We start from the raw sequence: 23,716 nt of genomic DNA on the forward strand, positions 1-23,716 counted from the left end.
CACGTGATGCCCAGTTGGCCGGTAGCGCCCGAGTTCGCGGTGAGCCAGCAGCCGGCCTGGACCACTGACAGGCGCCCGGCCGGCCGGAGGAGGGATCAGCGGCAGGTTTCGACGGCCCGCTTGTAGTCGTTCAGCAGCTCGCCGATGCGAGTCGAGCCATTCGTCGCTGTCGGCTCAATTCTGGTCCAGAACTGACGTAGCGTTCGCTGCATGAGCACGTCACCTCCTCCTTTCTCCTCCGGCCCGTACGGCCCCCCGCAGCAGCCCCATCCGTACGGTCAGCAGTCCTACGGTCAGCCTCCCCTGCCCTACACACAGCAGCAGCCCTACCCCGCGCAGGCAGCCTGGGGGCAGCCTCCGATCGCGATGCAGCCGCAAGCCCGCCGGTCCGGCAAGCCCGTATGGATAGGCCTTGCCACGGCCGTGGCGGTCCTGGCGGGTCTATTCGTACTGAAGCACGCTTCCCAGGCTGCAAACCACGCAAGTGGGGCCGGGTTCCCTGAGACCAAGCACAAGATCACTGTTCCCGGCACCCTGCTGAACGGCCAGTACAAGCTGGACGAGGATCTGTCTCAGACGGCGGGCAAGCAGGCGATCGACGGCAGCTACGACCCCAAGACCCGCAACCCCCAGGCCGTCGCGGCCCGGTATACGGCCGACTCACCGACACAGCCCGGCGTCCTCGTCATCTCCGGAATATACGGCCAGTTCAAGGACCCCGCGGCGTCGCGAAAGAAGATGATGGCCGGCGCGGCAAAGAGCGAGAGCGCAAAAGTGGCGGTTCCCGCCAGGGACGTCACGCCTCCCGGCTCCGACACCACACTGTCCTGCCAGGTGCTGACCACACGCCAGGGCGGAGCCGAGACCACCCTGCCGATGTGCGCCTGGGCCGACGAGAACACCGCCGCCTCCATCGGGGTGGCCACCGCCGAAATCTCCCAGCAAGCCCCCGACTCCGTCGACCTCACCCGCATCGCGGAAACCGCACTGAAGGTACGGGCCGAGACCCGTCAGCCGATCGGCTGAGTGCGTTGTGGCAAAGGGAGTCCCTGTTCGATGGACAGGGCACCGTCCGGTGCGGGGTGGGCGGCGAAGGCCTGGCCTACTCCCACCGCCTCCAGCTGGCGCAGGACCTCGGCGACGTCCTCGTGGTCGTCGGTGAGGAACTGCAGGACGAAGTCGATGACGGCGCAGGCGATGCCCTCCTCGGCCTCCGGCCCGGCCTGCGCCCAGGTTCGCAGGGTGGACACCAGGACCTGCCCGAGGGCTTCCAGAGCGAACATCTCCGTGGTCGGCTCGCCGGCCTCCGGGCCGGGCAGGGCGGTGACGGGGACGACGATCCGCTCGACGGCGTCGACGAGCAGCTCGGCCATCCGCGGCGCGACGCCGGCGAACTCGCGGGCGGCCTCGACGTCCTGGGCCTGGACGGCGCGGAGGTGGCTGAACGCGCTGATCGCCGCGTGCGGGGTCATCGGGGCGAGCGGCAGGGCGGGGTCTCGGGCATGACGGCTCCTCCGGTACGGGCCGCCATGCGGTTCACGGCGGCCACGAACGGATGCTCGAACGGCGCACCTGTGGACAGAGCCCGGCGCCGAGGGGGGAGAGCTCTCCCCCTCCGCGTTGATGTGACCGGACAAGCTTGGCGGCGGCTGGCCACGTACTTGGCGGGCCTGGTGCCGACGAACACGTGAGTGAGACTGAGCCCATCACCTGACCAGTGAGCAGCAGAGTTAACGGGTGGAGTGGCAGTTTTGGCAAGCCAGGCGCTGAACAGGGCCTGACGGGTGCCCCCGCTATCCGTGGCGGCCGGTGGGCCGCGATCAAGCTGATGTCAGTGGCTGTCTCTAGGGTCAGCCCATGAGAAATGACCTGGTCCAGGAATCATGGGACCGCATCGATGCTTGGCTGCGTGAGCACGCGCCTCGCACCTTCGCCACGTTGAGGCCGCCCGCTGGGCGTGAGGAGATCGTGGCAGCGGAGGAGGTTCTGGGCGTCACTTTTCCTCCCGACCTGGTCGCGTCGTTGCTCCGGCACAACGGGGCTCTGGACGGGGCGGACGCGTTCTGTTTCAGCACACACGACCGGCTGCTCGGAGTGGGTGAGATCGTCGAGGACACGCAGTGGATGCGCAACATCGCCGAGGACCTGGACGAGGAGGCCGCTGAGTACTACTGGATCGACGGCTACCTGAAGTTCGGTTCTTACGGGGTGACATCTGACGGTCTCACGGTCGACTGCCGCCGTGGGCAGGGCTCCTACGGTGCCATCGGGCGGTTTTTCGACGAGACCGGCACGGACTTCGGACGGGCCGACTCGCTGGGTAGGTATCTGGAAGAGCTGGCCGGCCAGCTGGAGAGCGGCCAGGGCGGGGGCGCCGTCACGTTCAACGGCCGACTGTTTTGGGAGTGGGCCATGCCTCCCGGCCCGGACTGGGGCAGTGCCGACGACCCCCTTCCCGGGCCGGATGAGCAGTTGCCGGAGCTGGACCTGTCTTGCGGCCCCACCGATGTCCTCCACGTCGGAGCCCTGGATGGGCTGGAGGAGCTTGGGGCGCTCCTCGCGGTTCTGCCACGTGAGCAGGTGGCCGAAGCCGCACGCAAGCAGCTGCGCAGAGTGGCCGTCGAAACGGGCCTGAACAAGTACCAGGAGATCGAGACGGTCCTGGACGCGCTTGAACGGGGCGACGCCCCGCCACCTCCAGAACAAACCGGCCCGCTCGCCCTGCGGCTGCGCACGGTGATCGTTCAGGCGGATACTCACCAAGACTCTCCTCGCCGGTGGGCCGCGGAGAAGATGGTGCACGGGATTTGGGGCTCGCCCTACAGGTCCGTGTGCGAGAGCGCGAGCATCCGCGGCCGCCTCACTGTCGACTGGCGTACGGATCTGCACGCGGACCTGGGCAACCCGCCACTGCCACCGATACCTGACGATCGCTTCTGGGGGACCCTGCGCAACCCCGCCATCGACTCCAGCTGGCACGCAGCTCAATACGCCCAAGACCAGGGCTGACCCCAGAGAGTTACGGTTCCCCATGAGCGTTTCATCTGGCGGGCCCCGCCAGATGAAACGCTCAGCCACAGTGAGCAGCGATTTCGTGCGCGCAGTCGGCCGTTTCGGCCCGCGTCCCGCCGACTACAACGGCCAGGGATCGCCAACCACGTTGGCCAGCAAGCCTGCGGCCAGGGAACACACCAACACCCGGCCGCCAACCAACGTGACCAGTCACAGTTGATCACGATGCGGTCACGGCGGAGAGGTTTTCCGAGGGAGGCGTCACACCGGAGGCGAAAAACCTACCTGTAGCAGGTGAATGGCGGGGTAGGCCCGCCTTCACCCCTTCAGGAGCACCTGTGGCCAGCACCGCTGACGAGCCCGAACAGACCCCCGAACAGGCCCGGAAGACCCCCTCCGTGGTCCCCTCCGTCACCCCCTCCGCGCCCCGTCCCGCCCAGCGGGGCGTATCCGCAGGTCAGACCGGGCGGGCAAGGGGTCGCCGCAGGTCCGACAACCCTCATGTACCTGGTGTTCTGTCCCGGGAGGTTGTGGACGGGTGATGCAGGTCTCGGCCGAGGGATCTTGAACGGGTGAGGGCCTTCCGGGTTCGGTGTGGATTGCGACGTCTACACCGACCAGAAAGGCCCTCGTGGTCCACCGTAATGCACCCCTGACCGAGACCGGACGGCTGCGTCTGGCCCGCTGCGTGGTCGAGGACGGCTGGCCGCTGCGGCGGGCCGCCGAACGCTTCCAGGTCGCGCCCACGACCGCCCAGCGGTGGGCCGCCCGCTACCGGGCCTCCGGCGAGGCGGGCATGGCCGACCGCTCCAGCCGGCCCCGTCACAGCCCCCGCCGGACCCCGACCCGCACCGAGCGCCGGATCATCAAGGTCCGCATCCTGCGACGGTGGGGACCGGCCCGCATCGCCCACCTGCTGGACCTGGTGCCCTCTACCGTCCACCGAGTCCTGACCCGGTTCGGCCTGGCCCGCCTGACACACCTGGACCGCGCGACCGGCCGGAACATCCGCCGCTACGAACGCGAACGCCCTGGCGAACTCGTCCATGTCGACATCAAGAAACTCGGCAACATCCCCGACGGCGGCGGCCACAAGGTCCTCGGCCGCCAGGCCGGCCGCAAGACCCGCAAGAACGCCGGCTACAGCTACATCCACACCGCCGTCGACGACCACTCCCGCCTCGCCTACAGCGAGATCCTCACCGACGAGAAGAAAGAGACCGCCACCGGCTTCTGGACCCGGGCACACGCCTACTTCACCAGCGTCGGGATCACCGTCGAACGGGTCCTGACCGACAACGGCGCCTGCTACAAGTCCCACACCTGGCGCGACACGCTGGCAGCGGCCGGGATCACCCACAAGCGAACCCGGCCCTACCGGCCCCAGACCAACGGCAAAGTCGAACGCCTCAACCGCACCCTGCTCGACGAATGGGCCTACGCCCGCCCCTACCGGTCAGAACAGGAGTGACGCGACGCCTTCCCCGACTGGCTGCACACCTACAATCACCACCGCGGACACACCGCGCTCGCAGGCAAACCACCCGCCAGCCGCGTCCCCAACCTCACAGGGCAATACACCTAGGCGTCCTAAGCACAGGAGGACTTCGACCGGACCGAGGCGCCGGGAACTGCTGCAAGCGCTGGGGATCTTCCAGAAGGCTACGCCCGACCAGTTATGGAAGCTGACCCGTCCGGAGAACAAGCACGACAAGCTGACGAGGGACAACCTCCTGGATCTGGAGGACCACCACCTGGTGAGGATCGAGTCGGTGCAGGAGGACCAGCGTCAGGTGTGGGTGCTGACCAAGCGCGGACACCGCGAGGCGAAGCAGCTGCTGGAGCCGAAGGGCATACGAGTGTCGGTGCTGCGTGAGGCGACGTACGACCCAGACACCGGGGAGCTGCTCGGCACCGGATACGACGACCACGCCGCGGCGGTCACCTCTACGGCCGCCGAGCTCCACCGGGCCGGGATCGGCCACCGGCTCGGCTTCCAGACCGAGATCGGCCACCGTCTGGGCAACAACTTCGTGCAGCGGGCGGACCTGGTGGTGCGGGCACCGGCGGCTGGGGTGCCGGTGCTCCTGGTGGAAGTCGACCGCCGTACCGAGGACGCCCACGAGCTGGTGCAGAAGTTGCACCGGTACTGGGAGTGGGGCCGGCTGCTGCCGCAGGGCGCGGACAAGCGCACCGTGGACCTGGTCCGGTCCCGGCCGGACGCGATCGACACGGTCGACCACGAGGAGCGGTTGTGGCGCCGGGTCTACCCTCCGACCGGCAGGGAGGGCCTGATCCCGGTGGCGTTCGTGTTCGCGGACACCACCGAGGCGAAGGTCGCCAACACCATCGCCGTGCTGGAGGAGGCCGGCCGACGCTACTGGGCGCCGCGCCGGTACGACACCTTCGAGCGGGGGGATCACCGCGCTCGACTACGGCCAGGCGGTGCCCGTTGTCGTGACCACCCTGGAGCAGCTCCAGGAGCTCGGCGCCGACGGGGCGGTGTGGCGGCGGCTGGGACGGACCGGCGAGCAGATGCTGACGGCCGCGCTCGACAACCCCGACGGCGACGCCCTCTACCGCGCCCAAATGGCCCGCGCCGACAAGCGGGTGGCACAGCGCCGGGCCGACGAACGGGAGGCGCAGCGCCCGGTGTGCAGCCGGTGCGGGCAGAAGTTCACCGACGAGCGCTGGGAGGAGACCACCGCGCGCGGCGGCGCCTGGACGGCCGGGGACCTGACCGTGTGCGGCACCTGCCACGCCGACGACGTCGCCCGCGAGCAGGCCGCCCGCCTCCAGGCCGCAGCGCCGCTCCTCGAGGACGACCGGGAGCCGGCCCGGCCCGGCCGCGGCCTCTTCCGCCGCCGCAGCTGACCGCGACGCCCGCCGGGCAAGCCCAAGGGGAGCCTGGGCAAGCCACCCCCGGGCACCGGCTTGCCCACCCCCACCGGGCGGGCCAGGCGGCGTCAATCGGTCACCGGCAGCCCCTGCCCCAAGACGCGGGCGTGCCAGCCGGTGACCGATGACCGGTCACCGGCCGTTCGGGAGTTGCACGGACCGGTCACGGCGCTGACGTGCTGTTTGATCGATCGCGAGCGACGGACCGGTCACGCTCGGCCGCGCTGACCGGTCACGGCCCAGCTGGGCAAGCCCTCACCACGGAGGGCTTGCCCAGCGTCCGGGCCGCAGGACGGGACGCCTCCCAAGGTCGTGGCAGCACCGTCTGGGACGCGGCGGCCCGGAGCCGGCCGAGGCCGCTTCACGGCCGTACACCGGAGCCATGAGACGAAACAAGCAGTCCTACGCCGGGCTCGTGCCGAGCCTCCCGGGAGACATGTGGCCATGCCCTTGCCTCCTTCCACGGAGCCCACGGCGAGCCCGTCGGCCGACTCGCCCCCTTCGACCACCCCGCCGCGTTCCTCTCCCTCACCCAGCCCGACGACATCGCCTTCACCGCGCGAGTGGAGCTGTCAGGCGGGGAGACGACGAGCCGGCTCCACAAACTGATCACGACGCTCACCCGCGACATCACCTACGAACTGGGCACTGCCACGCCCGGGACCGCGCTGGAGATCATGGTCGGCAAGCGCCACCGGCTCGCCCTCCACGCCGGTCACGTCGACGGCCTCGCCCGGCTCCTGCGCGATGCCGTCGACAACATCAACGCGCATGGCTCCTCCGGAGGCGACGGATCGTGCCGCCACTGCCATGGCACCGGGCGGGCATATCCCGTGTGGGGGGTGAAGAACGAAGAAACCTGAGCGCCAGGGCAAGCCTTAGGCGACCCTGGGCAAGCCCTTCACGAAGGGCTTGCCCGGACTCCACTCACGGGCTGTGCCGTCCCGGGCGCAGGACGTCGGCGTAGATCCGGGCCCGGACGCCGGGCTCCCCGGGATCCCGGCGCACCAGGCCTACGCCAACGGGGTCCGCCAGCCGTGCAGCCGCCCACCGACCCCTGCATCGCCCGCGCCCGGCACCGCGCCAACGGTGGTCACCGCGTGGGTGGTCAGGGCGGTGATCCGGGTCAGGTGCCGGCCGAACAAACAGGTGGATCGCCCCGGCTTCCGCGAACGTCGAACGGCAGGTCGGCGTTGGTCAGGCACTGGGTGGAGGAGATCCCAGTGGGAGTCCTCGTCCGATGACCGATACCCCGCTGAAACGCAACTGCGGGTCCCTCGAAAAGGCCTCCTGACGCCCTGGAAGCGCGCCTCACCGACGCTGTGCCGGTACCGGATCACCGGCTTACGAGATACCGGAAGGCAAATGCCGTGCTGAGCACTCCGTACCGTTCCAAGGCCAGCAGGAAAGCGGAGCCGCCCGCCCCGCCTCCGCCTCCGTCCGCCAACCGCTGCCGCATACCCGTGCCCACCGGCCGGGGCCGCGGATTGCTGATCGCCGCCGGCGCGGTGTGTGCGGCCCTGATGATGGCCTTGCACACCAGAATCCCGAACGGGGCCGCCAACTTCGCCAGCCTGTTCCAGACCTTCCTGCCCTGGGTCGGGCTGACCGTCCCCGTCCTCCTCGTGGCGGCGGCGGTACGCCGCTCCCGGCTCGCGGCCGTCGCCGTCCTGGCCCCCTGACCGTCTGGGGCTGCCTTTTCGGAGGGACCCTCACCGACAAGCGATCCGAGCGGCCCGGCAGCGGGAACTTCACCGTGGTCAGCCACAACGTGGACGAGGAGAATCCCGATCCGGCGCGGACCGCGCGAGCGCTCGCCGCATCGGGTGCGGACGTGCTGGCCCTGGAGGAGATGTCCTCGAAAGTCGCACCCGCCTACGAGCGCGAGCTCGCCGCCGGCTATCCGTACCGCTCCGACACGCTTGGCGTCAGACTGTGGAGTAAGCACCCGCTGAACGGCGTGGAAGCGGTGCCGATCATGCCGTGGACGCGTGCCGTACGGGCCACCGTCGAGACCCCCCCACGGCCCTGTCGCGGTCTTCGCCGCCCACCTCGCTTCGGTACGCCTGACCCCGGACGCCGGATTCACCGCCGACCGCCGCAACGATGCCGCCCGGAAGCTGGCCGCGGCCGTGCGGGCGGAGCCGCTGGCCCGGGTCGTCGTGATGGGTGACTTCAACGGGACGGCGGATGACACGGCTTTGCGACCGGTGACCTCCCAGCTGACCTCCGCACAGCGCGAGGCGGGCGCCGGTTTCGGTTTCACCTGGCCCGCTCCGTTCCCCATGGTCCGCATCGACCAGATCCTGGTGAAGGGGATGAGCGTGACTTCCTCGTGGACCCTGCCCGCTACCGGCAGCGATCACCTCCCCGTCGCGGCCTCCCTCCGGCTGTGACCGCACCGCAGACCCCACTGACTAGGATGGACTACACAATTGTCCGTTTCTGAGCAGGTAGGTGGCGTGTCGGCACCCCGGGTCCCAGACCCCGTCAGCGTCCTCGTCGTCGAGGACGACGCCACCATCCGGCGCGCCGTCCAGCTGTCCCTCGAGCGGTACGGCTATCAGGTCGCGGTGGCCGTGAACGGACTCGACGGCCTGGAGGCGTTCCGGGCCGGCAGCCACGACCTGCTGATCCTGGACGTGATGCTGCCCGAACTCGACGGCATCGGGCTGTGCCGCCGGATCCGCGAGCAGAGCCTGGTCCCGGTCCTCATGATGTCCGCGCGTGGAGACGCCCTCGACGTGGTCTCAGGGCTGGAGGCGGGCGCCGACGACTACGTCGTCAAACCCGTCGACACCCCCGTCCTCGTCGCCCGCATCCGGACGCTGCTGCGCCGTGCCACCTTCCGACCCGCCCGACCGGAGACGACTCCGGCGCGCGGGTCCGGACCGACGAACCCCGCAGTCGCCTCCGCGGACACCGGGAAGACCCGTACGGAGCTGGTCTTCGGGGACCTGTCCGTGAACACCCTCGGACTGGAGATACACCGGGGCGGACAGCCCGTTGCGCTGACCCCCACCGAGCTGCGGCTGCTGCTGGAGTTCGCGGCAGCCCCCGGTGCCGTACTCGACCGCCGCCGCCTCCTGCGGGACGTGTGGGACTACGGCTGGGAGGGCGACACCCGCGTCGTGGACCTGTGTGTGCTGAGACTGCGCAAGAAGATCGGAGCCGAGCGGATCGAGACCGTCCGGGGCTTCGGCTACAAACTCGTCCGCGACTGAGGGACCGTCCGCACCCATGACACTCCTCAACCCGCGCGCCCTGCGCTGGAAGGTAGCCGCCCTGACCGCGGCCGCCTGCTGCGCCGTGGCCGCTGTGATCGGCGTCCTCGTCCACCAGGCGATGGCCGAACGAAGTGAACACACCGGGAACGAACGCCTCTCCGCGCGCCTGGCAGCCGCGGAGCGCGAGTACACCCGCACGGGCAGCGCGCCGCTCGAAGTCGAAGTCCTCACTCCCGAGCGGCTCGATGCACCGCTGGCCCGGGCGCTGGCCGCCAAGGATCCGGCCGCTCTGTACGCGACCTGGAACGACCGCAAACCCCCCAACTGGTACTGGATGTGGGCGGCCATGCCCGTCGACGGCGGCCGGGTACTCGTCGCCCGGACGGACATGAGCTCCGAGGTACGCGGCCTCCAGCTCCTGGACCGCAGCATCGTCAAAGCCGTGTTCGCCGCCCTCCTGGTCGTCGTACCGCTCGCCGCCCTCGCCACCGAACCGATGAACCGCCGGCTGCGCCGGGGATCCCGCACGGCCCGGGCCATCGCCGACGGCGACCTCGACGCCCGGATCGGACCGGGCGGCCGGGCCCGAGACGAGATCACCGAGATGTCGGCGGCCGTGGACGAGATGGCTGCGGCCCTGCAGCACAAGCTGGAGGGCGAGCGCCGATTCACCGCGGACGTCGCGCACGAACTGCGCACCCCGCTGATGGGGCTGTCCACCGCAGCCGGTCTCCTCCCGGAGGGCGACGAGGTGGCCGAGCTCGTCCGGGACCGTGCCCGGGCCCTGAACGGGCTGGTCGAGGACCTCCTGGAAATCTCCCGGCTCGACGCCGGAGCCGAACAGGCCCGGACCGACGCGGTGCCGCTGGGCGAACTGGTCACCGACATCGTCCGCCGCACCGGGACGCCGACCGCCGTGGCGATCCGTGCCACCCCGATCCTGGAGACCGACCCGCGCCGGGTGGAACGGATCCTGGTCAACCTCGTCACCAACGCACACCGGCACGGAGCCGACCCCGTCCAAGTCGCCGTGGAGGCCACCGCCACGGGCGCGCGGATCCTCGTACGGGACCAAGGGCCCGGCTATCCCGCTGCACTGCTCACCGAAGGCCCGCAACGCTTCCGGACGGGAACCCCCGAGCGAGGGCGGGGGCACGGGCTCGGGCTGACCATCGCGCTTGGGCAGGCGAAGGTCCTCGGCGCCAAGCTGGCCTTCGCGAACGCTCCGGAGGGGGGCGCAGTTGCCACCCTCGACCTGGACGGCGGACGCGGTTCGTCCGGTGGCTGAAACGGTGTGATGTTCCGTCCCTGTCGGCGCTTCGGTGACCCGGCAGACCACGCGGCAGCTTCGTGCGCCAGTACGCCGCGACCAGCAGTGCCCGGTCCTCCAGCGGAAGGCTCCACGGCCGGCCCTTGCGGACCGGTCCACACCCCCGTGCCGCAGAACCGTCACGAGCCTGCCGAACTGTCGCGGGCTCAGCCCGGTGAACGGGGCCATCCAGGACGGCTCCAACGCCGTGATCACACCAGCCACGGCGGGATCAGCTCATCTTGATCTCGCTGCAGGGCCCGCGGAGCAGCTGCGATCTCTCGCTTTCGTGACAGTGGAGTGAGAGACAGCGAGGATTCGTGTGTTGGCGCAGGTCAGCGCTGGTTTTCGGGACGGGGGTCACTGTCATGGAAGTGAGAGACCGGGGCGATTGCACTGTCACGAGGCGGTTTTCGTGCAGGCGGCGCACTGACACGAAACCGAGAGATCGCAGTTCGGGACCTGCGAGTGGTACAAGATCACGCTCCGCGCGAAGAGCCGCAACGGGCTGCCGAAGGGGACCACGGGCTCGGTTCCGTGGGTGTACCTCAAGAAGTGGGTCGACAAGGGGACCCAGGGCTGCTGAAGGGCGACCCCGGCACACTGACCGCCAGCCCCACCCGCATCCGAACATCCCCACCACAGGTCACAGCCCCGCTCACCGGTCGGCCGCGGACCTCACCGGCGAGTTCCGAACTCACCGGTGAGGTTCATGATGCTCACCGGTGAGGTCCGCGGCCGCGAGCCAGGGCCTGATGCGGGCGTCCGGCATCAGCCCCCTTGAAGGTTCGTTCCGAACCGCGCCTACTACCTCGGGCGTGCTGTCTGTGGAGAACGTCTCGGGGGCTGGCACCGGCCGTATGGAACTGGGGTGCCGCCTGTGGAGGTCAGCGCCTGCTGCTCCGGCCGGGTCTCGGTCGCAGTGAAGGCGTGGGGTGCTTGAGGGCGTGGAGGCTTCCTGGTGCGGTTTCGCCGGCCCCCTCGTGACGACGAAGCCCTGCGGGCAGGGTTTCCCTGCCCGCAGGCCTTCGCGTCAGCTGATCGACATGATGGAGGCGTCCGTATCCTCAAGGCCGTTGAGGCCGTCCAGGATCCGGTTCCGGCCCACGAACGGCTTCAGGATGCTACAGACCTGAGAACCAATTCAGGAAGGGGACCCGGTGATGCCCTGATAGGGGGCAGTGATGTCTTCTGGGAGTTACACCTTCAAGCATTTTGGCTGTTCGAGCTGCGGGTATCAGCGGGCGTCGTACTTCATGATGAGGGGGGCGATTCTCTGCGGCGTGTCACTGGGGGCACCGCCCAGGATGTGGTTTAGGGTTTGATAAAGGGTGCCGCCGATGTTGACTGCGTCCTGCGGGCGTCGTGTGCCGGCAATGTCCCGGTGAGCGAGTATGGAGAGTCGCCGCCAGTTGTTTTCCAGGGAGACGCCGAACCCTCCGAGGGTGGTCTGATGGGCTTGGCCGTCATAAGCCTCCCCGAATGAGATGGTGTGGTCGATTCGGCGTTCAATCCATCCGATACGGATGGCTTCTGAGGTCATGGCGATGACGTTGGCGATCGCCCGCCTCCGCGTCGTGTCGTCCATGTTGTGCTCAGTCGTCGCGATCATCGAGTTGATGTAGGACATGACGTTGTGAGCCTGGAATGGGGCTGCTCCACGTACGGAATCGTTTGCCAGGTCCAGGTAGCTTCCGGTGTACGGAAGATTCGTGAATAGCAGGTTTCCCTGGCGGTAATGATTCCTAAATTCGGTGACCAGGGTCGTGCTGGGCTCCGAGAAACGGAAGTTCTGGCCGTTTGTAGTGAATCCCTCAAGGTAGAGGGTATCCAGCCGGAAGTAGAGGCTCAGGCGATGCGTAGGCGAGTCGTTGCGATTGATGACCCGCAGTTCGAGGTATTGCGCCGTTTGCCGCGTCGGCATGAGCTCCTGCACGTCGCCGATGCGGTGTGCAGCGTGACCGCGGAATTCATCAATCATCCTCCGGTACATCCTGCCGGCGTCTTCGTCTGCAGTTCCCCACGCGAGTTCCGTGATGTCCCACTCCATGGTGGTCCACCGGTTGGAGGTGTCCGCGTGGGCGGGTGTGGCGTTGATGTTGACGAGGGAGCAAGTGGCGAGGAGTGCCAGGAGGAGCACGCCGAGGCGTCTTCCGGTGTTCCGCGCAGCGGAGATCAGTTGCATTGGGGTCTTTCTGAGTTGTACGACGCTGTCGGGATCTTGGAGGTGTTCGGCTCGGCTGCGGCAGCGGGAGCCGGCAGGCTGGTGAGGACGCCGGTGAGGCCAGTGATCGACCTCAGCGGGGCCGCTGCTCTGGCGAACAGGGGGGAGCCGTTCGGCGCACAGCAGGAAACTCCTCAGCATGGTCGAGCCCGCGGCAGACGGCCTGCCAGCCGCCGGGGCCGGATGGAACACCCTCGGTGACGTGTGGTCACCGGATCGCCTACAGAGTCCGCGACCGGTGCTTCGGGCCGCCTTCCGCACGGCTTCCTCCAGTGCACGGTCGTGTATCAGTCGTGTATCGGACGACCAGTCACATGCAAGCCGGAGGACCAGGCGAGAGCAGGGCCCGTGCTCGTCACGGGGCAGCGGAAACCTGCCTGCCGCCGACCGCCGGAGAGTCGCCCTCTTGACCGTCAGGGCGCGGCGCGGGACGGTCGTTGCGCGCAACCATCCGCAACCAGCTCGAAAGGGGAGACCACCATGGAGTTACGGTTCGTCGGGATGGACCCGAATACCGGAGGTGAGGGATCACCGACGGTGTGGGTCGAGGAGGAGTCCGCAGATCTCGTCCTGCAGGGCGAGGAGGCCGACGAGCTCCTCACCGCCCTGGTCGGCTCCACCGAGTGGGTGGCCGGCCACAAGAAGGGCATCCCCGCGCACGAACGGTTGATCCGCATTCCGGCCCGGATGGTGCCGATCCTGAGGGAGGCGTGTGATGCCGCTGAACGCGCTAGCGCTGCACGGCGCGACGTTCGCTGAGCTCCTGGCCGCCACTGAGCGCACGGCTGTCCATCTGGAGATGCGCGACAGCTACGCCGTCGGCGACGAAGCCGACGATTTCGCCACCTTCCTGCGCACGGGTATCCCGAACCTGGACCCGGGCCGCTCGTTCTGGCCGCAGTGGATGCCCCTGGTGCGGGAGGCGGTGGGCCGGGGGGTGGTGATGCGCCGCGCGCGGATCGTCTCCGAGCCGGTCACCGACTACATCCGCTACGAGCACGCCATCACCCCGCTCAACCTTCAGGCCGGCGAGCAGGTCCGCTGGCTGCCGCGGCGCGAGGCGAGCACCATCGCGCTGCCCGGGAACGACTTCTGGCTCCTGGACGACACGGTGGTGCAGTTCCACCACTTCACCGGCACCGGCGACTGGGCCGAGGACGGCCGCGAACGCACCACCGACCCGGCCGCGGCCGCCCTGTGCCGCACTGCGTTCGAGAAGGTGTGGGAGCGCGCCATCCCGCACGCCAAGTACACCCCCTGACCTTCCACCCCAGGACAGCCCTGTCTCATGCCCGTCTCCCCGTCGTCCAGTGCCCAGGCCGCCCGCGAAGCTCTCGCGGTGCGCTTGGGCCACCTCATGCGGGACGCCGGGATCAACGGGCGTGAGCTCTCCCGCCGCTGCGGCTGGGACAAGGCCAAGACCTCGAGGATCCTCGGCGCCAAGGCCGCGCCCTCCGACGACGACATCCGCGCCTGGTGCACCGCCTGCAACGCCGAGGACCAGGCGGCGGACCTGGTGGCCACCGCCCGCGCGGTGGACTCGATGTACCTGGAGTGGCGCCGCCAGCACCGCGCCGGGATGCGCCGCGCCCAGGAAGACGTCCTCGCCCGCAACGCCGCCGCCCGCACCTGCCGCGCGTACGTCTCCAACGTCATCCCCGGCTTCTTCCAGACCGCTGACTACGCCGAAGCCCTGATGCGCTCCATCACCGACTTCCAGGGCACCCCCGATGACATCACCGAGGCCGTCGCCGCACGGCTTGCCCGCTCCCGCTTCCTCTACGAGGGCGAGCACCGCTTCGTCGTCCTCATCGAGGAGTGGGTGCTGCGCACCCGGATCGGCATGCCAGCCACGATGGCCGGCCAGCTCCAGCACCTGCTCACGGTGATGCCGCTGCCGTCGGTCTCCCTGGGCGTCATCCCGCTCGGTGTCCCGCGCACGGTGTGGCCGCTGGAGGCGTTCTACCTCTACGACGACCGGCACACCGTGGTGGAGACCCTCACTGCCGGCATCAACGTCCGTCAGCCCCGCGAACTGGCCGACTACGCCAAAGCCTTCAAGGGCCTGGCGCAGATGGCCGTCCACGGCGACGCCGCCCGCTCGCTCATCCGGGCCGCCGCCGACGCCTTGGGGTGAATCCGCGTAACTATCCGCAACCTTCTTGAGGCCCGGCCTGCGCCGTCCGTAGCGTCGAAGCACCGACGGACCACCAGCGGAAAGGCGGTGCCTCATGCGCGCACGCACGACCAGCACCACCGCTCCCAAGCCCCGGTACGGCGCTCCGTCCCCCGCGCTGCTCGCCCGCGCCGACTGATGATCTGCGGGTTTTTGTCGGTGGTGGTTCGGCATCGTGATGTCAGTCCGTTGGCGCGCTGTCCTTGCTGTTCAGCTCGTCGCGGTGAGTGGTTCGAGCGATGACATAAATGCCGATCCGGTGCTGACGTTGTTGCTGATGATGCGGGTCAATCGGTTGCCGGTCGGTACAGCATCGGGTGGTCAGGGTAGCTGTGGCTGTGGCTGGGTGCCGGCGGTGGGGATGGGGCCGCCAGTGTCGCCTTCTACGGTGTGGGTTTCAGGCTGTAGCGGATTCCCGTTGCGGTGAGGCGGAGTTGTTGGCCGTCCTGGGCCGTGATGAGGGGGAAGAGCGGACTGTCCGGTGCACGGCCCTTGAGCTGTCCGTGGATGCCGGCGGCGCGTACGAGGCGGCGCGCCCAGGTGGGGAGGGCGTGGAGCCGGCATCGGCGGTGGGTTGTGCTGTCGTGGACTTTGACGGCGGTCGCCGTTTCGTTGATGTCGATGCCGCGGATCAGCGCGAGCCGGCTGATGTCTGCCCTGGTGACCGCGTGGATGGTCAGGGCCGTCGCGTGGAGGGGGTGCGCCACAGTGTTCAGCCGGGCGGCGAGGACGTCTGCCGGCGTGCGGTCATGCCCTGGCGCTGGCGGTGCCCCGCTCTTGGCGGAGGTGAGCACGGGCGCGCCGGGCACCCGGCGCGTTTCGGACGGTCTGTCACCACGCCGTTGGGCCATGCCGGGGAGGTGATCCACGGCGCGTCGGCCAGGCCGGAGGCTGGTCCGGCGGTCGCTTGCTGTCCGGCGCTTCGCGTGGCGTCTGGTGAGTGTTTCGTGCGGTCCAGGACAGCACGGGCCTGGGGAGGTGTCGATGAGGTGGCACGGTCTGTTCGAGGAGGGTTCTCAGGGCTGGGCCGGCGGGCCGGTGCCACAGGAGGGTGAGGTGGATGCCGCAGCGTTCGCGCAGGGCGAGTAGTTGTTTCTGTCGGGCGGTGGTCAGGCGGTCGGTGCGGCAGACGATGAGATGTCTGATGCGGTGGGTGAGGATCCAGGCGGCGACGGCGTCCCAGGCGGGGCGCTGGGAGTCGGCCCATGTCCCGTAGGTTTCTCCGCCCTGGGGGAGGCGTTTTCCCAGGGCGGAGAGCAGGTCGTGGGCGAGGGCGGCGGGCGCGCCGTTGGCGGGGCTGGGGTCGACGGTCAGACGCCCCAGGGCAGGTTCGTGTGCGGTATGCGCGGCGGCCGTCCAGGCGGGGTGGTCGTCTTTGTCGATGAGGACAGTGACGGCCGGGGGGCCGCCGGCCGTCACTACATGCCGCCGATCTTGCTGTAGACCCAGCGCACGAGGTCTTCGTCGACCTGTGCGAGGTTCAGTTTCTTCATGCCGGAGAGGATGTGGGTGGTGATGTTGGCCCAGTTGCGGAAGCTGCCGTGGGCGGCCTGCTTGTCGATCGCGTCGATCAACGCGGTGTCGACGTCTGCCCAGACGGGGTGGAAGGCTGGGATCGTGGCCCGGACCTCGTCTTTGGACATGCGGGTGAACTCCTGCCAGATGAAGATCCTGGACGCCAGCATGGGTTCGCGGCGTAGGACCTTGTAGCAGCCGTCGCCTCCGGCGAAGATCACGGCTATGTTGGTGCGTTTGTCGTCCCACAGGTGGCGCCAGAACTCGAACCCGGTCTTCTTCATCCACTGCGCCTCGTCGCAGACCAGGACCCGGAACTCCTCGGCGAGCGTTTCCTTGAGGAGGGTGTCGAACTCGATCGGGCGGGTCGGCGGCTCACCGGGCAGCCCCAGCGCCTGGAAGAGACCGTGGCGGATGTCCCTGGGGGTCGGTCCGGCCCGTAGTTCCAGGCGGTGGGTGATGTCCGGGGCGAGGTGGCGCAGGGCGGAGTCCACCGACATCGTTTTGCCGGATCCGGCCGGCCCGTAGACGCACATCATGGCCTTCGCCTCGATGACGGCCTCGATGTTGTCCCGGGTGGTCAGCAGCGTGTCGGTGCCGACCAGCTGGGCCTGCTCCAGGCCCAGGAAGTGGTCTTCGCTCTCGTCGGGCAGCAGCCCGTAGTCCAGATCAGCGATCATCAGCGTGGTCCTCTTCAGGAGTGGATGTGCGCGCCGTCCTGGGGCGGGCCCAGGTATCGGGTGCGGGGCCGTGCGGAACCAAGTCGGGACGGGCCAGCGCACGGCGGTCCGTCTGCGCCGCTGCTGCCAGCTCCTCTTCCGCCTGTGCGGAGGTCGGTGCGACGAGTGGACGAGGCGGGGCTGCTGTGGTGGAGGCTTCGAAGCGCCGCCGGCGCAGCTTCTCTGCAGCCCTCAGATCGGCCTTGAGCCGCCGGGCGGCCGCTGTGCGTGCTGCCTGGACGGAGCGGATCTGCTCCCGGCTCGCCGCGGCGGCCAGGAACGCAGAGCCGAGGTGGCGGCCGGTTGCGGCGTCGAAGACTTCGATGGTGTCGTCGTGGTGGGGTAGGTGTCGTACCGAGACCTTGGTGCCGGTCCGGCCGTTCATCCACGGGGCGAGGTAATCGCGGCGGCGCCAGCGCACCCCACTGGTGCTGATCGTGTACGTGCGGCCGTTGTCCTCCAGGGCGAACGTCGCCAGCTGCCCCGCGGACACGTCCGTGAGCGGCGTCGCATCAGCCTGCCACGCCTCGACGGGAGTCTTCCGTGCAGCGCGGACGGGTGATGGCGGGTGTTCCACCAGGTCACCCAGTCCAGCAGCAGGCCCACGAACGCCTCGTAGGTGAGCGGTGGAGCCTCGGGGTCGGCGAGCCGACCGCTGGTGAGTCTCTGGCGGCCGGTGTAGCGGGGGCGAGATGAGGAACATCTCCTCCACCGCGTCGTTCAGCGCCTCGATCGTGCCCTTCAAGTGCGGGCTGTAGGCGGGCAGATCGGTCACGGGAACGGCGAACGCGCCCATCGCCGCGGTGACCGCCCGGCACAGGAACTCCTTGCCGCGGTCGACCCGGATCTGACCGGGCAGCCCGCCCACCGGCCCGAACGGCTCCGTGCGGGTGATCGCGATCCGTAAAGACGCCAGCACCGCGTCCCGGCTCGGCGCGTGCGCGGTGACCGCCACCCCCGTGATCGCCTTGGTGGCGCAGTCGATGAACCAGGTCACCCACGGCGTGGCCAGCTCACCCTCCACGTCCACCTCGACGGGCACGTGCTTGTGGTCGCCCTCCCATACCGCGTTGCGGTGCGTCGCCGGCCGCTGCCGGAAGACGTCATGCGCGCGCCGCGCCGCTTCCCCGCTCTTGAGGCCGGCCCGTTCCCCGCGGGTCAGGTCCCGGCGGATCGCCCGGTGCAACGTGGAGCGACGGTACCGGGGCGCGTCTGGATCCTCGGCCGCCCGCTGCACCAGCTCGGCGTGGACCCGGGACGCGTTCCCGCCCCACAACGCAAGCAGCCGCCGGACCTCCGTGGTGACCGTGAAACGGGACGACTCCACCCGGGCGAGACGGTGATCCTCCTGGGCAGCGGCCAACCACCGCCACACCGTCCGCTCCGACTTCCCCAACGCCTGAGCCACCAGGCGTACATGCGCGGCCGTCAGCTCTCACGTCCGTCGAGGTCCAGCAGCCGGGGCATCGCCGCCGCCCGCCCCGACGCCAGCGGGAACACGGCCATCGGACCGTCTTGCCGATCCTCGGCACGGCTTCCCGGCATGTGCGGCCCCTCTGCCCGAGTACTGGACAGCACGGCCGCCGTCCTGGTCCCAGGTATCCCAGTCCTTCGGCACCCAACTGACCGGAATCGGCATACGGCTGACACAAACCATCGCCATCCGCTACGGCTGCGGCCGCCACCACGACCCCGGCCTGGACGAGCGGATCGTTCCTGCCCCAGCTCGGCGGCGTGGCCAAACCCGTCTATCAGGCGGTGGAGGCCCCCCGCGCGCATCAGCGCGGCGGGTACCGACCGGTGGGCGGGCCTGCTCAAGCAGGCGATGCCGGGCGGCCTGGTGCGCGACGCGATCCTGGCCTCCCCGGCCTGGCCGGACATGGCTGCCAAGACGGCCCATCTCGACCAGCAGGGTGTCGACGTCGCCTCCTTCCTGACTGCCGCGCACGCCCACGGCGTCGGCGTCGACCAGGCTGTCGCCGCGCTCCTGGCCCAACAGGGCGCCGCCGCACCGGCCGCCGGACCCGCGGCCGGGGTTCCCGCCGCCCCGGCCCGCCCCCGCCTCCAATCAGTCGGCCCCGCCGCTCCGGCGCCCGCCCCCGTCTGCTCCTGATCAGGCTCCGGCCCTGGAGCCGGTGGTGGTGAGCGCGGACGCCCGCGCGATGTGGGGCCGCTGACCGAAGGCCTGGCGTTCCGAACGACCTGGACCTGTCCGACCGACCCGCCGCTCTTGAGCAGCTCGGCGTCAGCGGGGCGGCGAACAGCCGACTGGTGAACATTGCGAAGGACTACATCGGCTCCGAACGGGAGACCCCCCTGCTGGTGGGGCCTGGCCCCTGCTCGCGGCCCGCATGGCCGGCGTCGCCCGCGGCCCGGAAGGAGAGCAGGGGCTGCGCGCCCGGTTGAAGGCCGCCTTGATGGACAACCCTGCCTGGGAGCAGGCCCGCTGGGCGAGCTCGCGGGCCGCATGGTCGGCCAGGTCCTGCGCGCCCTGACCACCCCGCCCGGTGCCCCGATCCCTGACGGCCCCCACGTCTCCGCGACGGCCGCCCGCTCCCGCTCCACCACCACCCCCACCGGCGCCGCGCCCGGCCAGGCCGCGCCCTCGGAGCCCGCCGTGCCCGCGCACCGGCAGCAGCCGGCCCCCGCCCGGACTGCGGGCCGGGACCGGTGATGGCCACAGGCCCTGGGCGGCGGGGAATCGGTGCGTGGGCGGAGCGGGGACGGGAGCGGGCCGGTGGCTGATGCGGTGGTGGTGCCCGGTTGCGTCGGGAGTTCGCCGACCTGGTGGCCGAGCACTTCATCGACGCCATGCCCACGACCGCGGGCATGGCGGTCATCGACTTCATGATCGCCCGCTACGGCCAGGAAGCCCTGTGGGCGCTGGTCGCCGAGTTGCAGACCCCACCGTCCGGCCCACCGGCCGCTGGTGACCGCTCCGGCCATGGGGGCCGGATCTCGGAAGCCGTCACGCAGGGAGCCGGCCGAGCATGCCTGGGGTGGGCAGGCTCGGCCCTGGCACTTTGTGGATCAGCCGCCGTAACGGATGCGCAGCCACCACAGGGGAAGGGCGACAACGGCGACTCCGAGTTCGTAAGAGAAACCCTCGATGAACCGCATACGAGCTTGGCTTGGACGGGTTCTCGATGTCTGTCGTGCAGTCTTTGTTCGGTTAAAGATCCGATCCAGCAGATTCATCCTGCTGCCCCTCTCTGATCCTTCTGAAGTCGCCTTTCGGCTGTGGGGAACTCTAGGGCAGAGGCGAGGTAGTCCACGCCTGACGAATACCTGCTTGGCGGCACCTGTTTACTGTTGTCAACTATTTTTGGGGGAGATCGAGTGAGGGGATTGCGTCCGGACACCATCCGGATTCCGTTTCCGGGTGGTGTCCTGGGTGCGCCCAAGCCCTCAACGGACTGCGGGCGTCCGGACGTGTCGCGGACACCGCGTCCTGAGCGTGTCCGGACGATGTCCGTGCATTTCGAAGGGGTGGGTAGTGAGCGTTGTGGAACCGGGCACGGGCGCGTGGGACATGGTGTCCTGATCTTGTCCGGGCATGTCCGGACACTTTGTCCGGAGGTGTCCTGATCTTGTCCGGAACTCCGCGGCGACATTGATGGCCATTCAGGAGCAGGTGCGTACGCAAATTAGCGCTGTCCGAGTGGAGTTCGGTTAGTTGCCAAGAACACAGTGCGGACTTCGGAGTCTAGAGTCGAGCCAAGAACTCCTCTCCGTTAATAGCCTTCGCGATTCTCTGTTCGAGAGAATAGAAATATGTGGATGTGGCGCTACTGCGCGGCTGCCCAGTCGATGCCGAGGTGGGCCAGCGCCTGCAGCTGCTCGGCGCTGAGCCGGTCGCGGCGTTGGCGTTGGTTGGCCAGCCAGACGCCCGTGCGGTGCTCACTCCCGTCCGGGAGGCGTTCGACGTGGGAGCGTCCCGGAGTACCGCCGCCCTCCCGGGCGAGGTACTGCGCGAGGGCCTGTACGCCCGCCTCGAAGGCCGCCGCGCTCCGGCCCGACGTGGTGGTCGGCTTCTTCTGCGCAGGCGCGCTGCGGACCTGTACGACCCGCGCGGGGGTGACGCCCAGCTTGCTGAGCCGGGCCTGCTGCTCGGTGTTCAGCCGGGCCCAGTCCCGCCGTTGGGTGGCCAGCCACCGGCCGACGTCCTCGCCGTGCCGGGTCACCCCCGGGGTGATGGCCTTCAAACGGGCGCCTTCGGCCAGGAGCTGGGCGAGGTAGGCGTAGTGGCGTTGCCAGTCCACCGCCCACCCGCGTACGGCGGGGTTCCAGTCGGGGTCGATCGCGGCCAGCGCCGCCGCCCGCCGCTCGGCGCGCACCGGGTCCTTCCCGAGCCCGCCGGCCCGGCGCACGTTCGTCAGCCACTGTCCGACCTGGACGTCGAGGATCGCCGCGCCCCGCGGGGCGGCCAGGGTGCCATGCAGCCGGTGGTACGCCCGCGCGGCCGCGAGGTTCTCCTCGAAGGCGGCGTCCGCGGTGTCCCACACGATCCCGAGCCCCTCCAGCTCGGCCGCCCGCTCCCCGGTCATGGTCCCTGCGCGGTACGCCCTGCGCTGGTCGGAGAGCCACCGCCCGAGCGGGTACGGGCCCTCGGTGTGCTCGTAGGGCACCTGGAGGTCGCCCTCGCGCTCGCGGTACCGGAAGGCCGCCTCCACACCCCGACGCCAGTCCTGCCGCTCGGTGTTGAAGACCTGGTAGCTGATCCACTTCGCGATCAGCGCCGGATCCCGGGGGACCGCGAACCGGAGCAGCAGCCGGTTCTCCTCCTCGCCCTCGGCGGGCGCCCTCCCGACCAGAGGCGACGGCTGAACGATGCGCTTCTGGTTTTCCTGAGGAATTGCGAGCATTTCCACGGCACGCTCATCATGCGCCCGGAGCCCATTCAATACGCGAATAAGAGGGCCGTACGATTTCGAGGTGAGAATGTCCTCGGGTTTCTCGTCCTCCCGCAAAAATACGGGCACGATCAAGGTGGCCATCTTCCCCTGGCCTGGCTTCTGGCGCAGCGCCCGGCCGATGGCCTGCACGATGTCGACGGCCGATCCCTTGGGGTCGATCAGCGCTACCGAGTCCACTGCCCGGATATCGACGCCTTCCCCCAGAACGCGACAATTCGCGAGCACGGCGCGGCCGGCCCGGCGGCCGAAGTCGGCGAGCACGGCGGCCCGGTGCTCGGCCTCGTGCTCCCCGCGCAGCCACCCCGCCCACACCGTGGCGGGGTGCCGGACGGGGTCGACGGCGTGCAGCCGGGCGGCGACGCGGTCGAGGCCTTCGGCGAAGGCCTGCGCCTCGACGGTGCGGTGGTGGAAGGTGATCGTGGTCTTCAGGTCGTGCTCGGCCATGGTCTCCAGCAGCGTCGTCTGCACCGCGGCCAGCCGCTGGCCGCGCAGCCGCTCCTCCCACCGCTCCTCGCTGTAGAGCCTCTGCGGTGTGACGACCGGGTCGACCAGCTCGGCGACCACGACCTGATACCTCGCCAAAAGCCCGCGGGCGATGGCGTCGGCGAGCGACAGCTCGTAGACGACGGGCCCGAACACGCGCGGGTCGTCCATGGAGCAGGCCATCTCAGCTTGGGGAGCCGGTCCCACCGCGACCGCGGCACGTAGACCCGGCCCTCGGCCTCGGCTTTCCGCCGCCGCTCCTCCTCTTCCCGCCGCCGCTCCTCGGCCTGCTCCAGCTCCTGCGCCCGCGTCCTGGGCGGGCGTTCGGCCCAGATCCTCGGGGTGGCCGTCATGTACAGCCGGCGCCGCGCCGGAATCACCTCCTGGCGGTGCACATCCGCCCACGCCTTCCCCGCCGACCCGGACGTGCGGTGCGCCTCGTCCACGACCACCAGGTCGAAGGCCTCCATCGGCAACCCGTACTCCCCGCGGTGCGCCTCGGCGATCACGGGCAGGGAGCCAGGTGGCGTGGACGGTCACCGGCCCCCGGCCGTGCCACAGCGCGAGCTGCGGCGCCGACGTCGTCGACCGCACCTGAAGCCCGTAGAGCTCGACGTTGTCCTCCAGCGAGCACACCGCGACAGCCGGCCCGTCGTGCCCCGCCGTACGCCACTCCCGGGCGGTCTGGGTCAGCAGGTCCAAGGTGGGCAGCAGCACCAGGACCCGCCCGCCCCGGGCCAGCCGCAGCGCGGCCGCGGTGGCAATATGAGTTTTCCCGGTCCCGCACGCCGCCACCATGGCCGCAGACCCGCCTTAGGATCCGCTTTCCCGGCGGGATATCGAGCCCGGACAATCGCCTCCACCGCTTCCTCCTGATGAGGCCGGAGGGTGATTCCACCAGACTTCTGCATTCGCTTTCTCCGTCGAATAGAGGCGTCTCAGGTCCGGGGCAGTCGCGGGTTTCTCGGGTTGGTACACACCATCCGATTCCCGTGCACCGGATGCGCACTGGAAGACAGCACACCAGAATCTCCGGGAGGGTGCCAGACTTCCGGGATCCTACACTACATCTGCTCTGATGTAGACTCGACTCTACCGCGACGATGCACCCCGCGGACCGGATCCCCGAACCTTCTCCCCATCGGGATCACAACCCGTCAGCCGAGAGAGACCGCCACCCTCCGCTGCTGCCGGGCCGCTTGGGCCGGCTTCGGACTGGAGGCGAAGCCGGAAGGCC

The 23,716-nt window shown here is 69.5% G+C and carries 18 protein-coding genes and 7 pseudogenes; 15 read left to right on the top strand and 10 right to left on the bottom strand.

Going from position 1 to position 23,716, the window contains the following annotated elements; translation table 11 throughout:
- Positions 1 to 95 precede the first annotated feature (95 nt).
- Positions 96 to 218, bottom strand: a complete 123-nt coding sequence (locus tag MUK52_RS33005; protein ID WP_284582040.1) for a hypothetical protein — start codon at positions 216 to 218, stop codon at positions 96 to 98.
- Between MUK52_RS33005 and MUK52_RS33010 the strand changes: the two genes are divergently transcribed.
- Positions 211 to 1,026 carry a hypothetical protein gene (locus MUK52_RS33010; protein ID WP_284582041.1) on the top strand — a complete coding sequence of 272 codons (816 nt, stop codon included), beginning with the start codon at positions 211 to 213 and terminating at the stop codon, positions 1,024 to 1,026. The two genes, MUK52_RS33005 and MUK52_RS33010, sit on opposite strands and share 8 nt — an antisense overlap.
- Here MUK52_RS33010 and MUK52_RS33015 read toward each other — a convergent pair.
- Positions 1,011 to 1,472, bottom strand: a complete 462-nt coding sequence (locus MUK52_RS33015; RefSeq protein WP_284582042.1) for a hypothetical protein — start codon at positions 1,470 to 1,472, stop codon at positions 1,011 to 1,013. The genes MUK52_RS33010 and MUK52_RS33015 overlap by 16 nt on opposite strands.
- Positions 1,473 to 1,857: 385 nt before the next feature.
- Between MUK52_RS33015 and MUK52_RS33020 the strand changes: the two genes are divergently transcribed.
- The 8 genes and pseudogenes from MUK52_RS33020 (at position 1,858) to MUK52_RS33055 (ending at position 10,425) form a co-directional block, all read left to right on the top strand.
- A complete protein-coding gene (locus MUK52_RS33020; protein WP_284582043.1) occupies positions 1,858 to 3,009 on the top strand; it encodes an SMI1/KNR4 family protein in 1,152 nt (383 codons plus the stop codon).
- Positions 3,010 to 3,643: 634 nt separating this feature from the next.
- Positions 3,644 to 4,597: pseudogene (locus tag MUK52_RS33025) on the top strand (IS481 family transposase).
- 100 nt (positions 4,598 to 4,697) lie between these two features.
- A pseudogene (locus MUK52_RS33030) lies at positions 4,698 to 5,108 on the top strand (hypothetical protein); the annotation flags it as partial.
- A gap of 349 nt (positions 5,109 to 5,457) precedes the next feature.
- Positions 5,458 to 5,886 carry a hypothetical protein gene (locus MUK52_RS33035; protein ID WP_284582044.1) on the top strand — a complete coding sequence of 143 codons (429 nt, stop codon included), beginning with the start codon at positions 5,458 to 5,460 and terminating at the stop codon, positions 5,884 to 5,886.
- Positions 5,887 to 6,473: 587 nt separating this feature from the next.
- Positions 6,474 to 6,773, top strand: coding sequence for a hypothetical protein (locus MUK52_RS33040; protein ID WP_284582045.1), 300 nt, complete (start codon positions 6,474 to 6,476; stop codon positions 6,771 to 6,773).
- A 660-nt stretch (positions 6,774 to 7,433) separates the two neighbouring features.
- Positions 7,434 to 8,306, top strand: a pseudogene (locus tag MUK52_RS33045) (endonuclease/exonuclease/phosphatase family protein).
- Between the two features lie 66 nt (positions 8,307 to 8,372).
- Positions 8,373 to 9,134, top strand: a complete 762-nt coding sequence (gene cseB / locus MUK52_RS33050) for a two-component system response regulator CseB (protein ID WP_502963647.1) — start codon at positions 8,373 to 8,375, stop codon at positions 9,132 to 9,134.
- A gap of 16 nt (positions 9,135 to 9,150) precedes the next feature.
- The gene (locus MUK52_RS33055) at positions 9,151 to 10,425 is read left to right on the top strand and encodes a sensor histidine kinase (RefSeq protein WP_284582047.1); all 1,275 of its coding nucleotides are present in this window, start codon (positions 9,151 to 9,153) and stop codon (positions 10,423 to 10,425) included.
- 55 nt (positions 10,426 to 10,480) lie between these two features.
- Here the strand turns inward: MUK52_RS33055 and MUK52_RS33060 are convergent.
- Together MUK52_RS33060 and MUK52_RS33065 are read right to left on the bottom strand one after the other, a co-directional pair.
- Positions 10,481 to 10,671 (bottom strand): annotated as a pseudogene (locus tag MUK52_RS33060) (IS5/IS1182 family transposase); the annotation flags it as partial.
- A 1,012-nt stretch (positions 10,672 to 11,683) separates the two neighbouring features.
- Positions 11,684 to 12,631, bottom strand: coding sequence for a ribosome-inactivating family protein (locus MUK52_RS33065; RefSeq protein WP_284582048.1), 948 nt, complete (start codon positions 12,629 to 12,631; stop codon positions 11,684 to 11,686).
- A 519-nt stretch (positions 12,632 to 13,150) separates the two neighbouring features.
- On the opposite strand from MUK52_RS33065, the gene MUK52_RS33070 reads away from it, so the two are divergent.
- Genes MUK52_RS33070 through MUK52_RS33080 form a run of 3 tightly spaced genes read left to right on the top strand, consistent with a single transcriptional unit; the run spans position 13,151 to position 14,807 of the window.
- Complete coding sequence (locus tag MUK52_RS33070) at positions 13,151 to 13,429, top strand: hypothetical protein (protein WP_284582049.1); 279 nt, start codon at positions 13,151 to 13,153, stop codon at positions 13,427 to 13,429.
- Positions 13,386 to 13,931, top strand: a complete 546-nt coding sequence (locus tag MUK52_RS33075; RefSeq protein WP_284582050.1) for a DUF6879 family protein — start codon at positions 13,386 to 13,388, stop codon at positions 13,929 to 13,931. The genes MUK52_RS33070 and MUK52_RS33075 overlap by 44 nt, the downstream gene beginning before the upstream one ends.
- Positions 13,932 to 13,958: 27 nt before the next feature.
- Positions 13,959 to 14,807, top strand: a complete 849-nt coding sequence (locus MUK52_RS33080) for a DUF5753 domain-containing protein (protein WP_284582051.1) — start codon at positions 13,959 to 13,961, stop codon at positions 14,805 to 14,807.
- Between the two features lie 422 nt (positions 14,808 to 15,229).
- Here the strand turns inward: MUK52_RS33080 and MUK52_RS33085 are convergent, their stop codons facing one another.
- The 3 genes and pseudogenes from MUK52_RS33085 to MUK52_RS33095 form a co-directional block, all read right to left on the bottom strand.
- Positions 15,230 to 15,553, bottom strand: coding sequence for a hypothetical protein (locus MUK52_RS33085; RefSeq protein ID WP_284582052.1), 324 nt, complete (start codon positions 15,551 to 15,553; stop codon positions 15,230 to 15,232).
- A gap of 711 nt (positions 15,554 to 16,264) precedes the next feature.
- Complete coding sequence (locus MUK52_RS33090) at positions 16,265 to 17,041, bottom strand: AAA family ATPase (protein WP_284582053.1); 777 nt, start codon at positions 17,039 to 17,041, stop codon at positions 16,265 to 16,267.
- Positions 17,031 to 18,512, bottom strand: a pseudogene (locus MUK52_RS33095) (TnsB C-terminal domain-containing protein). The gene MUK52_RS33090 and the pseudogene MUK52_RS33095 overlap by 11 nt, the downstream one beginning before the upstream one ends.
- 408 nt (positions 18,513 to 18,920) lie before the next feature.
- Here MUK52_RS33095 and MUK52_RS33100 point away from each other — a divergent pair.
- From MUK52_RS33100 to MUK52_RS33110, 3 genes are all read left to right on the top strand, one after another.
- Complete coding sequence (locus tag MUK52_RS33100; protein ID WP_284581619.1) at positions 18,921 to 19,193, top strand: hypothetical protein; 273 nt, start codon at positions 18,921 to 18,923, stop codon at positions 19,191 to 19,193.
- Between the two features lie 354 nt (positions 19,194 to 19,547).
- On the top strand, positions 19,548 to 19,754 hold the full coding sequence (locus MUK52_RS33105) for a hypothetical protein (RefSeq protein WP_284582055.1): 207 nt from the start codon (positions 19,548 to 19,550) through the stop codon (positions 19,752 to 19,754).
- A 113-nt stretch (positions 19,755 to 19,867) separates the two neighbouring features.
- Positions 19,868 to 20,296: a hypothetical protein gene (locus MUK52_RS33110; protein ID WP_284581621.1), complete on the top strand. Its 429-nt coding sequence runs from the start codon at positions 19,868 to 19,870 to the stop codon at positions 20,294 to 20,296.
- A 572-nt stretch (positions 20,297 to 20,868) separates the two neighbouring features.
- Here the strand turns inward: MUK52_RS33110 and MUK52_RS33115 are convergent.
- The 3 genes and pseudogenes from MUK52_RS33115 to MUK52_RS33250 all read right to left on the bottom strand — a co-directional run.
- Positions 20,869 to 22,650 carry a helicase associated domain-containing protein gene (locus tag MUK52_RS33115; protein WP_350206582.1) on the bottom strand — a complete coding sequence of 594 codons (1,782 nt, stop codon included), beginning with the start codon at positions 22,648 to 22,650 and terminating at the stop codon, positions 20,869 to 20,871.
- A gap of 224 nt (positions 22,651 to 22,874) precedes the next feature.
- A pseudogene (locus MUK52_RS33245) lies at positions 22,875 to 22,949 on the bottom strand (hypothetical protein); the annotation flags it as partial.
- 241 nt (positions 22,950 to 23,190) lie between these two features.
- Positions 23,191 to 23,277: pseudogene (locus MUK52_RS33250) on the bottom strand (hypothetical protein); the annotation flags it as partial.
- Positions 23,278 to 23,716: the final 439 nt, after the last annotated feature.

It is taken from the genome of Streptomyces sp. 2P-4, assembly GCF_030167965.1.
Taxonomy (GTDB): domain Bacteria; phylum Actinomycetota; class Actinomycetes; order Streptomycetales; family Streptomycetaceae; genus Streptomyces; species Streptomyces globosus_A.

Bases quoted from the DNA above. Each gene is read 5' to 3' on its own strand.
- MUK52_RS33105 (WP_284582055.1), top strand. From the start codon at position 19,548: ATGGTCGGCCAGGTCCTGCGCGCCCTGACCACCCCGCCCGGTGCCCCG.
- MUK52_RS33010 (WP_284582041.1), top strand. From the start codon at position 211: ATGAGCACGTCACCTCCTCCTTTCTCCTCCGGCCCGTACGGCCCCCCG.
- MUK52_RS33020 (WP_284582043.1), top strand. From the start codon at position 1,858: ATGAGAAATGACCTGGTCCAGGAATCATGGGACCGCATCGATGCTTGG.
- MUK52_RS33080 (WP_284582051.1), top strand. From the start codon at position 13,959: ATGCCCGTCTCCCCGTCGTCCAGTGCCCAGGCCGCCCGCGAAGCTCTC.
- MUK52_RS33090 (WP_284582053.1), bottom strand. From the start codon at position 17,041: ATGATCGCTGATCTGGACTACGGGCTGCTGCCCGACGAGAGCGAAGAC.
- MUK52_RS33065 (WP_284582048.1), bottom strand. From the start codon at position 12,631: ATGCAACTGATCTCCGCTGCGCGGAACACCGGAAGACGCCTCGGCGTG.
- MUK52_RS33055 (WP_284582047.1), top strand. From the start codon at position 9,151: ATGACACTCCTCAACCCGCGCGCCCTGCGCTGGAAGGTAGCCGCCCTG.
- MUK52_RS33115 (WP_350206582.1), bottom strand. From the start codon at position 22,650: ATGGACGACCCGCGCGTGTTCGGGCCCGTCGTCTACGAGCTGTCGCTC.
- MUK52_RS33015 (WP_284582042.1), bottom strand. From the start codon at position 1,472: ATGACCCCGCACGCGGCGATCAGCGCGTTCAGCCACCTCCGCGCCGTC.
- MUK52_RS33075 (WP_284582050.1), top strand. From the start codon at position 13,386: ATGCCGCTGAACGCGCTAGCGCTGCACGGCGCGACGTTCGCTGAGCTC.
- MUK52_RS33070 (WP_284582049.1), top strand. From the start codon at position 13,151: ATGGAGTTACGGTTCGTCGGGATGGACCCGAATACCGGAGGTGAGGGA.